This is a genomic window from Lysinibacillus sp. GW823-FHT02G10 (assembly GCF_058797135.1).
Genome location: NZ_JBXAJI010000001.1, coordinates 427,168 through 439,573, shown reverse-complemented (window position 1 = coordinate 439,573; position 12,406 = coordinate 427,168). Strand labels below are relative to the sequence as shown.

15 protein-coding genes are annotated in these 12,406 nt (G+C 39.5%); 1 reads left to right on the top strand and 14 read right to left on the bottom strand.

Features of this window, described 5'->3' with window-relative positions:
- Positions 1–4: 4 nt before the first annotated feature.
- Genes mgsA through AC1RFD_RS02230 form a run of 3 tightly spaced genes read right to left on the bottom strand, consistent with a single transcriptional unit; the run spans position 5 to position 1,561 of the window.
- Positions 5–409, bottom strand: coding sequence for a methylglyoxal synthase (mgsA, locus tag AC1RFD_RS02240; protein ID WP_004232690.1), 405 nt, complete (start codon positions 407–409; stop codon positions 5–7).
- A gap of 19 nt (positions 410–428) precedes the next feature.
- A complete protein-coding gene (gene dapB / locus AC1RFD_RS02235; protein ID WP_004232679.1) occupies positions 429–1,226 on the bottom strand; it encodes a 4-hydroxy-tetrahydrodipicolinate reductase in 798 nt (265 codons plus the stop codon).
- A complete protein-coding gene (locus AC1RFD_RS02230; protein WP_054550714.1) occupies positions 1,226–1,561 on the bottom strand; it encodes a nucleotide pyrophosphohydrolase in 336 nt (111 codons plus the stop codon). The genes dapB and AC1RFD_RS02230 overlap by 1 nt, the downstream gene beginning before the upstream one ends.
- A 115-nt stretch (positions 1,562–1,676) precedes the next feature.
- Between AC1RFD_RS02230 and AC1RFD_RS02225 the strand changes: the two genes are divergently transcribed.
- Positions 1,677–2,546, top strand: a complete 870-nt coding sequence (locus AC1RFD_RS02225; RefSeq protein ID WP_004232676.1) for a YitT family protein — start codon at positions 1,677–1,679, stop codon at positions 2,544–2,546.
- Positions 2,547–2,601: 55 nt separating this feature from the next.
- Here AC1RFD_RS02225 and AC1RFD_RS02220 read toward each other — a convergent pair whose 3' ends face one another.
- From AC1RFD_RS02220 to hisC, 11 genes are all read right to left on the bottom strand, one after another.
- Positions 2,602–3,276, bottom strand: a complete 675-nt coding sequence (locus AC1RFD_RS02220; protein ID WP_036077718.1) for a zinc metallopeptidase — start codon at positions 3,274–3,276, stop codon at positions 2,602–2,604.
- A gap of 60 nt (positions 3,277–3,336) precedes the next feature.
- A complete protein-coding gene (gene lhaT / locus AC1RFD_RS02215) occupies positions 3,337–3,933 on the bottom strand; it encodes a lipoprotein heptaprenylglyceryl N-acetyltransferase LhaT (RefSeq protein ID WP_305193353.1) in 597 nt (198 codons plus the stop codon).
- Positions 3,934–4,166: 233 nt separating this feature from the next.
- A complete protein-coding gene (locus AC1RFD_RS02210) occupies positions 4,167–4,934 on the bottom strand; it encodes a menaquinol-cytochrome c reductase cytochrome b/c subunit (protein ID WP_004232669.1) in 768 nt (255 codons plus the stop codon).
- Positions 4,935–4,975: 41 nt separating this feature from the next.
- Entirely contained in the window at positions 4,976–5,650 is a 675-nt protein-coding gene (gene qcrB / locus AC1RFD_RS02205) for a menaquinol-cytochrome c reductase cytochrome b subunit (protein WP_004232663.1), read from the bottom strand.
- Positions 5,651–5,669: 19 nt separating this feature from the next.
- A complete protein-coding gene (locus AC1RFD_RS02200; RefSeq protein WP_004232660.1) occupies positions 5,670–6,176 on the bottom strand; it encodes a QcrA and Rieske domain-containing protein in 507 nt (168 codons plus the stop codon).
- A gap of 154 nt (positions 6,177–6,330) precedes the next feature.
- Entirely contained in the window at positions 6,331–6,780 is a 450-nt protein-coding gene (locus tag AC1RFD_RS02195) for a DUF2487 family protein (RefSeq protein ID WP_048389840.1), read from the bottom strand.
- Positions 6,781–6,921: 141 nt separating this feature from the next.
- Complete coding sequence (locus AC1RFD_RS02190) at positions 6,922–7,479, bottom strand: ReoY family proteolytic degradation factor (protein WP_048389838.1); 558 nt, start codon at positions 7,477–7,479, stop codon at positions 6,922–6,924.
- A gap of 14 nt (positions 7,480–7,493) precedes the next feature.
- Positions 7,494–8,762, bottom strand: a complete 1,269-nt coding sequence (locus AC1RFD_RS02185; RefSeq protein WP_004232654.1) for a tetratricopeptide repeat protein — start codon at positions 8,760–8,762, stop codon at positions 7,494–7,496.
- A gap of 96 nt (positions 8,763–8,858) precedes the next feature.
- A complete protein-coding gene (gene aroA, locus AC1RFD_RS02180; protein ID WP_403019534.1) occupies positions 8,859–10,145 on the bottom strand; it encodes a 3-phosphoshikimate 1-carboxyvinyltransferase in 1,287 nt (428 codons plus the stop codon).
- A gap of 59 nt (positions 10,146–10,204) precedes the next feature.
- Complete coding sequence (locus AC1RFD_RS02175; RefSeq protein WP_221680620.1) at positions 10,205–11,302, bottom strand: prephenate dehydrogenase; 1,098 nt, start codon at positions 11,300–11,302, stop codon at positions 10,205–10,207.
- The gene (gene hisC / locus AC1RFD_RS02170; RefSeq protein WP_048389832.1) at positions 11,299–12,399 is read right to left on the bottom strand and encodes a histidinol-phosphate transaminase; all 1,101 of its coding nucleotides are present in this window, start codon (positions 12,397–12,399) and stop codon (positions 11,299–11,301) included. Before hisC ends, AC1RFD_RS02175 begins: the two co-directional genes overlap by 4 nt.
- Positions 12,400–12,406: the final 7 nt, after the last annotated feature.

The following is a 12,406-nucleotide window of genomic DNA, read 5'->3' as shown; positions in this document are numbered from 1 at the left end:
TTTGTTAATTGCGTCTTTCTTGTATCAGTCTCCAATCCACAAAGCCTTCCTGTAGGCCTTTTAGTAATATTTCTGCTGTTCCCATATTTGTTGCCAGTGGCACTTGGTAAACATCACAAAGACGGATTAGTGCAGAAACATCTGGCTCATGTGGTTGTGCTGTTAAAGGATCACGGAAAAATATCACCATGTCCATATCATTATTGGCAATCATTGCGCCAATTTGTTGGTCGCCACCAAGTGGCCCTGAACGAAAACGTGTAACTTCCAAACCAGTAGCTTCGATTACACGTTGTCCTGTTGTGCCGGTAGCATATAGTGTGTGTTCTTGTAAAATATTTTGGTAAGCAATAGCAAACTGTACTAAATTATCTTTTTTACGATCATGTGCAATCAATGCGATTTTCATATAGCTTCCATCCCAATCTTTAGATGATGTTTTCTAAACCATAAACAAGCTGATCCATTTTCATAACCTCTTCTATGCAAAATGCAACACCCGACATAAAAGAATTACGGTTTAATGAATCATGGCGAATCGTTAGTAGCTGCCCATCCCCTCCAAATAATACTTGCTGGTGTGCCACTAAACCAGGTAAACGTACGGAGTGAATGCGCATACCGTCAAAATCTCCACCTCTTGCACCTTTAATGGTTTCTTTCTCTTCTAGATGTCCTTGTGCCTTTGGCGTACGGACCTCTTGTATTAACTGTGCCGTTTTCACCGCTGTCCCAGATGGTGCATCAAGCTTCTGATCATGGTGCATTTCTATAATCTCTACATCTGGTAAGTATTTGGCTGCTTCTTTTGCAAACTTCATCATTAGGATAGCACCAATCGCAAAGTTTGGTGCAATAATGCAACCTAACTCTTTTTCTTTGGCCATGGCTGATAATTCCTCTAGTTGTGCATCTGTAAATCCTGTTGTACCAATTACTGGTCGTACATTTAAATTCAGTGCTTCCTTTGTATGTTTGTAGACTGCATGTGGATTAGTTAAATCCACTAGTACATCTGGTGCAGTTGCTTCTACAAGATCATGCATTTCTGTAAATATAGGCACTGTATAGCTTGCTGGAAACATATCTAAATCAGCTAAAGTTTTTCCTACTTCCTTATAATCTAGTACAGCTACTAATTCCATTTTGTCATGTTTCATGACCGTATGTACAGCCTCAGCTCCCATTTTTCCTCTTGCTCCCGCAATAGCTACACGAATCGACATCATTCTTCATCCTTTCTAGTCCAACGATCCTTATCTCTAGTTTCAAATTTATGTATGACGCGTAAAAGTGCTTCATCTAGTTTAATACCTTGGGCATTTGCAAAACAGACTAGTACAAAGAAAAAGTCTCCTAATTCCTCTTCAATACTGTTTATATCCTCTGTACTCTTTTTCTTTTTCTGTCCATAGACATCCTGAACTTCGCGTGAAAGTTCGCCTAATTCTTCTGTTAGACGTGCAAGTAATTCAAATGGTGGAAAATAGCCTTCTTTAAATTGTCCTATATAGTCATCGACACGCTGTTGTAAAGCTTGCATTGTTAGTTGATCTGCCATAAAAATCACACTCCTATTTACCATCGTATAAAATTTACACCATTGTTGTCAAAACCAATAAAATGTCAGATAATAGATAACACTACTTCATTTGTTTGGAACTACAGGAGGTCAAATGCTAAAACAGATTAAAATACGTAATATTATCGCGATTATGCTCGGAGCAGCAGTTTTCAGCTTCGGCTTTGTTCACTTCAACATCCAAAATCAACTGGGTGAAGGTGGACTAAGTGGGATTACACTCATACTATATTTTACATTAGGATGGGACCCTGCCTTAATGAACCTGTTATTAAATATTCCCATGTTTATCATAGGTTATCGATTACTTGGAAAAAAATCATTTGTCTATACGCTTGTCGGCACTTTATCCGTATCTCTTTTTCTAAAAATTTTCCAAAAATATCAATTTACCATCCATTTAGAGGATGACATGTTGCTTGTAGCACTTTTTGCTGGTGTCTTTGTTGGATTGGGACTTGGGATTGTCTTTCGTTTCGGTGGCACTACAGGTGGTGTCGATATTTTGGCACGACTAGGGCATAAATATTTTGGCTGGAGTATGGGGAAAACCATGTTTGTCTTCGATGCCATCGTCATCATTCTTTCTTGGCTGACGTTCTTGGATGCTCGTTCCATGATGTATACATTAGTAGCCGTATTTGTTGGAGCCCGTGTCATTGACTTTGTACAAGAAGGTGCTTATGCGGCTCGTGGTGCGCTTATCATATCAGAAAAGTCTGGAGCCATTGCTGAAACAATCGCTCTTCGAATGGAGCGTGGTATCACCATTTTAGAAGGACATGGTCATTTTACGAAACAACCTAAGGAGGTTATTTATTGTGTAATTGGTCGCAATGAAGTTGTACGGTTAAAATCTATTGTGCATGAAGTTGATCCGCACGCATTTGTTTCCATCATTGAAGTACGAGATGTGGCAGGAGAAGGCTTCACACTAGACGATCAAAAGCAACCCCTTCATTAAGCATACGAAGATAAAAAACTTGTTACAGTGGTGTACCACTATAACAAGTTTTTTCTTAGTCGTCGCTACGCATATTGGTAAAAATTAAAATTAAACGTAATAACTCTAGTACTGCTACCGCTGCCGCTGCTACATATGTTAATGCTGCAGCACTTAATACTTTTCGTGCTGGTCGTTCTTCTTCATTTGTAATAATGCCAAGTGAATTCATTTGAACTAATGCTCGCTTTGAGGCATCAAACTCCACCGGAAGTGTCACTAATTGGAAAACAACACCTGCTGCTAATAATATGATACCTAATAGCAAGAAATTCGTACTACTTGCAAAAATACCAATCATTACGAAAATCCAAGACGCATTAGAAGAAATATTTGCTACTGGGACTAGCTTACTACGTAATGTAAGCATGGAATAAGCTTCTTTATGTTGGATGGCGTGACCTACCTCATGGGCAGCAACCGCAGCACCTGCAACACTTGCTTCATAAAAGTTACTTTCTGATAAAGCCACTGTTTTGGTTGCTGGATTATAATGATCAGACAACACACCTTGTGTTGGCACAACTCGTACATCATATAAGCCGTTTGCATCTAAAATCGCACGCGCTACCTCTGCACCAGTTTGCCCCTTCATTGTACGTTGCTTTGCAAATTTATTATACGTACCCTTTACCTTCATTTGAGCATAAAGTGGAAGCAGCATAATAATCACAAAATAAACAATATACATGCTCGTTGACAATTTTCTAACCCCTTTCTACCTCGATACTATAATTCTATAATTTATACCCTAATTCGGCAAATATTTGCGCCACCTAATTGAGAAAATGGCAAGTAAAATACATGCAATTGATAACCAGAATGTAAAGTAACCTATATAGCTTGTGTAATTGGCTAAATCCCGATACATCGGCATTTGCCCAAATACATAGTCAATGACATCATTATGCAGTGTCCAAACAGCTGCTATCACAACATGCCAATAAGTGAAGACATATTTCTTCATATATAGTACAGCTTGTACAGCCATGGCAAAATGTGAACCAACTAGCATCCATCCCTGCCAGCCAATAGAACCTGTTTCAATTAATGTCCAAATATTCATCACATCTGCCCATAAGCCATATTTCACCAACGTAACAAGGGCAAGTACTTCCATCAGTGGCCAGCTTTTCCCCATAATCCAAGCAATTAACACAAAACAAAAGAATAAACTGGCTGTCGGACTATCTGGAACAAAAATATAAAAAATAGGATCTGTGATGGCAAGCTGCCACCCATACCAATAATACCCATAAATTGTACCTAGTAGATTAATAATTAGCAGCACTATCAAGAATGATTTATGGGTCAGAAGGTACCAAATATTTGCTCTTGTTAGTTGCACGATGTTAACTCCTTCCGATAAAAACAATCCATTATTTATGTATAGTTCAATTGTATCTCATCATCAATATGTGTTATTTTATTGTTTTAATTCGCTTACTTGTTTCATAAATAAATGTTTTTCGACATCTTTCGCTAAAATCCTTTATACAAGGGAACCTTTTTGTATGGCTTCCAGTCCCAATAGTATAACAAGGTAGAAAAAAAAGAGCCAGTTTCCTGACTCTTTTACTATTACTCTGCTTTTAAGCTTTCGATGAATTCAGCAAGTTTTTGAAGATCTTCATCTGAACCTGTCCATAATCCTGGTGGCATGTTACCGCGACCATTATGAGCAATGTCCTTAATCTCATCAGCTGTTAATCCAGTGTTCATTAGAGATGGTGCACCAGCTCCACCTTCTAAGCCTTCACCGTGACATGTAATACAAGCTGAACCAGCGTATAGTTTATAACCTTCTGATTCTTTATCGAATTCAACTGTTTCTACGATTGCACCCATAGCTTTTTGAGCTTCCCAGTCGTGGTTAACAACTGACTCCCAAGTTAGGTAGAACATAGCAGCTAAAGTTAATAACATAAACGCTGTTGGCAATGGACGTTTAGATGGACGACGTTCTGGACCCTTGTCTAAAAATGGCATTAATAATAGCGCTCCAAATGCAAGACCTGGAATTACAATAGCTCCGATTACATTGTATGGACCAGAAGCAAATGAGTATTTTAAAAGTTGATACATAAATAAGAAGTACCAGTCCGGTAGTGGTGTATATGCTCTAGTTGGATCTGCCGGCCCTTCAAGTGGTGACGGGTGAGCGACAGTTAATAATAAGTATCCAATTAAAAATACAGCACCTACCATCCATTCCTTCAGTAAGAAGTTTGGCCAGAAAGCTTCCGTCTTACCTGGATATTCGGAATAATCCTTTGGAACGTTCGGCATTCTGTGATTCGCTTTAATACGAGAATCGCCGACAAATTTCATTCCTTTTCCGCGATGCATAGTGTCCCCTCCTTTTAAAGATCATCGAACCGTCAAGACAATTACAACGGTCCTGAAATTCCTTGACGACGAATCATGATAAAGTGCGCTGCAAGTAACCCAAACAATACTGCAGGTAAGAAGAATACATGAATCGCAAAGAATCGAGTTAACGTTTGAGCACCAAGAATCGTTGTGTCACCCGCTAATAATACTTTAATCATCCCACCGATAAACGGTACTGATGCTGCAATTTCGATACCTACTTTAGTAGCGAATAATGCTTTCATATCCCATGGTAATAAGTATCCTGTAAATCCAAGACCCATCATTACACCAAAAATACCTACACCAACCATCCAGTTTAACTCACGAGGTTTTTTATAAGAACCTGTGAAGAATACACGAAGTGTATGTAAGAACATCATTACGATAACTAATGAAGCTCCCCAGTGGTGCATACCGCGTACGATTTCACCAAATGCTACTTCGTTTTGTAAATAATAAACTGATTTCCAGGCATTCACAACGTCTGGTACATAGTACATTGTTAGGAACATACCAGATAGAATTTGAATTACTGTGATGAAGAATGTTAATCCACCAAAGCAGTAAACGAATGCTGAAAAATGATGTGCAGGGTTAACGTGCTCTGGCACTTCGTGGTCGGCAATATCACGCCAAATCGGTGTAATATCTAGGCGTTCATCGACCCAATCATAAATTTTATTTAGCACTGTTGTCGTACCCCCTTACTTATTTAACTAGAGAATTTGCTTTAGCTGGACCAATCATTAAATAGCCATCTTGTTCTTGTACTTCAAATTCATCCAACGGACCTAGAGGCGGTGTACCTGCAATGTTTTTCCCGTTTTTCTCATAACGTCCTGCGTGGCATGGACAGAAGAATTGACCTGGGTGTGCAGAATCTCCATTCCAGTCAACCATACATCCTAAATGCTTACAAACAGGTGAAAGGGCAATGATTTGATCGCCACTTTTATAAACCCAAGCTACATCTGTAACCTGTGATTTATACCATGCATCCACTTGTTCATATGAAAAGTCCACTTTTACAGGCTCTTCAGTCAAGTCAGCGATTTTATGCTCTGTTTTTACAAAATCCCCACCCTCATGCTTTTGTAGCACAGGATCAATTGCAAAGCGAAGCATTGGCATTAGCATACCTGCCGCCATAAATCCACCTACACCAGTAAGAGTATAACTTAGAAATTGACGACGTGAAACTCGATTATTACTCATTATTTTCCCCCCTCTAACTTAAAGGTCAGTCCAACGGACATACTTTTACAAATAGTAATACTAGGACATATATATGATATATCAAGTCCATAGCTTGGTCAATATAGCATTCTGTGGAAAGCTGGAGAATGTGAACATTTATTGAAACTAATTGTTAAATCTGTGCCCATTTAGTCGAAAGCATTGGAATCACTTGTCGCAATTGATCTTCTAGAATGGATTTTTTCACACTGGCATCCATACTTTCTAAAGGAATCGCTGGTAACCAAATCATATTGACTATCTCTCCACTCTTTGTCCAATAATGGTCACAAGTAATGAAGAACACATGCTTAAATCCAGCATTATGTAATTGTGCTTCTAATTGCTGTGGTAAATCATCGTTTTTTAAAGTTGTCATATAAGAAAATGGTGGCATGACTAGTAGTCGACCTTTAAACTGCTGCTCTATAAAAGAAGTTAAAGACATGACAAAATCTACCTCGGCACCACTTTGTTTCATTTTTTCAGAAGAGAGATCAATGGATACAAGTGGAACAACCGCGGTATCAATAAAATCTTTTTGTGCCATAAACGATGTTACATCGTTTGCATTAAAATACATTCAACAAACCTCCTTTTATCGCAAAATAAAAATGTCCTTTTCCACTCTTCAATAGGATACCCAATTAAAAGTGAAAACAATCATTCACTAGTAATGTTACCATATTGAAATGGATAAAGGACATTCAATTTTTACCTATAATTAACGTAAATTAGCCGTTTCCTTCAATGCTTGTAACAAATTAGACAATTCATAAAATCGCACTTCATCTCCCTGGTCGAGGGCTTCATCAATTTGTGCAAGTAATTTCTCTTCTTGGAATACGAGTAAGCTATTGGAAAGCAGCTCTTCTGCCAGTACACGATCTTTTTCACTGACGAGCAGTGTTTCTGGCATATAAGGGTTTTCTTCAAGAACTGCTAAGTATTGTGCACTTGGTGGTATATTAGGAAAATTCAATTGTATATACATATCTTCTTGTTCATGTAAGCGTAAATCATGGAAAGACTTCTCAGCATCTGCCGTCATCACATTGCCTTTATAGAAACGAAAAGGCACACCTGTTGAGTCTACTGTTGACATCACCATTGCCCTAGGACAATAGTGAGCTTCTTCCACAAAACGGATTCTTTTTAACAAGTCATCATTACTTAATAGGTAATTTAAAATCCATACACACTCACGACGTTTCAATTGATAATTTTTTAAAAACCATCGAACAAATGCTTTTTTATCAACAACTGATACAGAAGCAGTCATACCCACTCCCTCCTTTACTCAAATTCTAAGGTTTCTAACTTCTCCTGCCACTCTGGTTCACCCGGTTGAATGTTGATTAATTGTCCAAGAACCTCTTTTGCCTCTGAACGCTTTCCTTCTTCTAATAAGAAGTAAACATATTTTTCTAAAAATGTTGCGTCTTCCTTAAAATCATTATATGCCAAACGGTAAAATTCGTATGCACGGTCGTACAATTCTAAATTTTCATATGCCTCTGCCGCAAAAGGATATAAAGTGCTCCATTCAAAATCATTTTGCTGTAATGTCTCAAATAACTCGATCACATCCTCATGGCGCTCCTGTTGTCCAAACACTGAAATAAGTGCCAGTACCGCTTCCATATATTCAGGATCGAGCGCTATAGCTTCTCTCAGATGTTGCTCAGCTTCTTCTGGCAAACCATTTTTCAATGCCATTTTACCAGCGAATAAATAAAGCGATTTATCATATTCATCACGCTTTAACCCCTCTTGAATGGCAGCATATGCTTTTTGATTATCCTCTGTCATTGCATAGCTTTCCGCAAGCAATAAATAGGCTGAGAAGTAATCAGGATCTAATTCTTTCAATTCCTCTAGTTGTTTAATAGCCATCTCGTATTTTTGTGACTGGAAGGCTGAATAAGCAGCTCCAAATAAAATATCGGGCTTTACTTCATCTTCAAGGGCTTTGACATAATAATCAAATGCCGTCTCATAGGCTGCACCTGCACGATAAACCTCCGCTAGTCGTTCGACAAGTTGAATACCAGCAAATTCATTTTGCTGCTCATATAAGTCCTCATACAGTCTTGCTGCCTCTAAAAAACGACCTGTTTCAAATAAAAGTTCTGCTTTCGCAAAATGTAATAATGGCTCGTCTGGTAAAATCGCTAATGCTTCATTTATACGCTTTTCTGCAACCTCAAATAACCCTTGCATTTGATAATAATCAGCTAAAACCAATAACGCTTGTGGATATTCTGGGGAGGTTTCTTCAATTTCTAATAATAAATCTAATGCTTCATCTTCATTACCAAGCTCCATTAGGACATTGGCACGATCTATTTTTAACTGTGCTTCTTCTGGGAATAAAAATTGTAAATGCTCCAGCACACGGTCAGCTTCCTTCATATACCCATACTGCATAAAAATCTCAGCAAGTGCATAGATCTCCTCGGGTAGCTCCTTCATTAAAAATGATTCTAGTAGCTGATCTATTAATGCTAAATCCCCTTGTTCAAGTGCTTGCATCATTTCAGTCATCGCATTGTTCACAGTCATTCACCTATTCTTTCGTTGATACCTTTATGCTACAAAACATTTACCTCTGAAACAAGAAAAAACTCCCCAAAAGCTTGGAGAGCCTCTCTTTAATTGTTACCTCACTGCCTCAATATGCTCAAAGAACGATGGGTAGGATACAGCAATACATTGTGCATCATCTAGTGTAACAGCTCCGTCTGTTATTAAAGCTGCAACTGCACCCATCATGCCGATTCGATGATCGCCATAGGTTTGAAGGTTTGCTCCTTTTAAAGACGTTGGTCCCTCAATAATCATACCATCTTCTGTTGCTTCGATTTGGGCACCAAGTTTCTTTAATTCAGTCACAACAGCTGTGATACGGTCAGTCTCCTTCACCTTTAGCTCCTCGGCATCTTTAATGATCGTTTGACCATGTGCTTGCGTAGCGAGTAATGCAAGAATTGGAATTTCGTCAATTAAACGAGGAATAATGTCTCCCTCAATTATTGTACCAGTTAAAGAAGATGTGGCGATTTGGATTGTTGCTGTCGGTTCAGCTTGATTATCATCATTCGGCGTTACCGTCATCGTGGCGCCCATTTTTTGCAGCACCTCTATAATGCCATCACGTGTTGGATTAATGCCCACATTATTTAGTGTTAGCTGACTATTTTTGCAAATGGCTCCTGCCACTAAGAAAAAGGCAGCCGATGATATATCTCCTGGCACAGAAACATGCGTACCATTGAGAGCTTGTCCTCCTTCAATCGATACTACGCCATTATCTACTTCTACATGTGCACCAAATTGACGCAGCATTCGCTCTGTATGATCTCTCGAAACATCCATTTCTCTAACAATAGTTGTTCCTTCAGCACGCAAGCCCGCTAGTAAAATAGCAGATTTCACCTGTGCACTTGCTACAGGCATCTTGTAATCAATGGCTTGTAATTTTGTACCTTGAATGGCTAGTGGTGTATATTGCCCGTCTGCACGCCCTGTAATTTGTGCACCCATCTGACGCAGTGGATCTATAACACGGCGCATTGGTCGTTTTCCAATGGATGCATCTCCTGTCATGACAGAGTGAACAGTAGAACCAGCTAAAATGCCTAGCATTAAGCGTGTTGTTGTACCCGAGTTACCCGTATATAACACTTCTGTCGGCTCCTGCCAGCCATCCATCCCTGGACTATGAATGGTTACATTTGTCCCTTCCACCTCAATCTGAACGCCAAGTTTCTGGAAGCAATCAATTGTACTTAAACAATCTTCACCTAGTAAAAAACCCTCTACTGTCGTTGTTCCACTAGCAATGGCGCCAAACATCACAGAGCGATGAGATACAGACTTATCGCCTGGAACAGTTAAAGAGCCCTGTAAAGAAGGCTTGTTGTATTGCAATACTTTTTCACTCATGAACTTTATTCCCTCCAATATGAAGATAGAAAGCGCCGAAATGCCGACGCTTTCTTATGCTAAGAAATATACGTTTCGAAATTTGCTCGTTTTTGAATACAGGCTGCAGCACGTTCGCGATCATTTTCACTTTGGAAGCTAATGACTAGAATACCGAAAACATCTTCTCGTGATTCAACGATGCGAAGATTCGTAATACTAATTGCTTCATCTGCTAAAAAGCCCGTCACTTCAGAAATAACACCTGGATAGTCAGGAACATCAACATATAGATCGAATGGTGTATACATAGCCCCTGCACTAATCGGTAATTCATCTCTCAGTTCTTTGGCAACTGCAAAATAGTTTTCAATAGCCTGTGAAGAACCCTCCATCAGCAGTTCCTTAATGCGTGTCATTTCTTTTTCCCAGCCATCTAATTGCGTGAGGAGTTCCTCGCGATTTTGCAGCGTAATATCTCGCCATAAGATGGGATTGGAAGAGGCGATTCGTGTCACATCACGAAACCCTCCTGCTGCAAGAGAACGTGTCATTGGGTACTCCCCATTTTCGCCGCCTAATTGATGAACAAGTGAGGCCGCAATAACATGCGGAAAATGACTCACCACCGCTGTCATGTGATCATGCTCACTGGCAGATACACTGACTACTTTTGCATGGGTAAATTTCAGCAAACTTTCAAGCTGTGCCATATGAACAATTTCTTCCCCAGCAAGTGGTGTAAGCATGTAATATGCGTTTTCAAAAAGATGCGCCTTAGCAGCCAGCACACCACTTTTATGAGACCCCGCCATTGGATGTCCACCAATAAACGTTATGCCAAGTTCTCGTAATTCGCTGGCTTTTTGCATAATTAATTTTTTTGTACTTCCTGTATCTGTTACGATGACTTTATTTTTCAAGGGCCATGATTTTAATTGCTCCATCCAATCCAGTGTTGCATTAACGGGCGTACCGAAGATAATAACATCAACCTCAGCCGCAACAACCAGTGGATCTGCGACAATCTCATGCACAATATTTAATGTTTTCGCATGCTCGCGTGTTTGTGCGTCCATGTCGTAGCCAATAATTTTTGTTTCCGGTGCTTTTTGCAAAGCAAGGGCAATAGAACCTCCGATCAATCCTAGCCCTATAACGAGTACTTTGCGTGTCATGCAAATACCCCTTGTTGTTTTAACACTTCATCAAGTTGGCTAAGCAATGCTGCATTTTGAGCCTCTGTTCCAATTGTCACACGGATAAATCCTGGTAAGCCTAATGCATTACCACTGCGCACGATAAAGCCTCTTTTCATCAGCTCTTGGAAAACAACATCACTATCAGCATGGGTATCAAAGAAAATAAAGTTTGTATCAGATGGGAAGTATTTTAAATTATGCTTTTCACAAAATTCTACATATTGTTTTTTGCCTTTTTCATTGGCTTCACGGCAGGCTTCAATATAATCTTGGTCACTGAGGGCAATGGTAGCAACAGCTTGACTTAAGATTGTATTATTGAATGGTGCACGCACAGGATCAAGCTTAGCAATAACATCAGGTTGGCCAATAGCATAGCCTACGCGGAACGAAGCTAAGCCATATGCTTTAGAGAATGTACGCAGTAAAAGCACATTCGGATACTCATTAATGATTGGTAACGTATCCTTGTGGTCTGGATGTGTAACATATTCAATGTATGCCTCATCAAGCACGACAAGGACATCGCTTGGAACCTTTGCAAGAAAGGCACGCAATGCAGCATCAGGAATGACAACTCCTGTAGGATTATTTGGACTACATACCCAAACAATAGAAGTTTGGTCATCAATTGCAGCCAACATTGCCTCTAGATCATGTGCTCCATCTTGACAAGGCACTTTACGTACTTCAGCACCTTCAATTTCAGCATTGTGCCAGTATTGAGAGAAGGAAGGGTCGGCCATAACCGTGTTTACCCCTGGATACAACAGAGCACGAGTAATAATAGCAATGATGTCATCAGAGCCGTTACCAAAAAGAAGCTGTGTTTCTTTCACACCTAGATGATTTGCCACAGCAGTACGTAGGTTTTGGGCATAGCCATCTGGATAAAGTGCATGATTCACTGCATTATTTTGTAAATAAGCTGTTACCTTAGGTGAGCACCCGAATGGATTTTCATTCGATGCCAATTTAATAACTTCCTTTAAGCCATATTCACGTTGTACTTCTTCAATTGGTTTACCTGGCTTATATGCTTGCATACCGTCCAATTGTTGTTTCCACTTCATCTAAAAC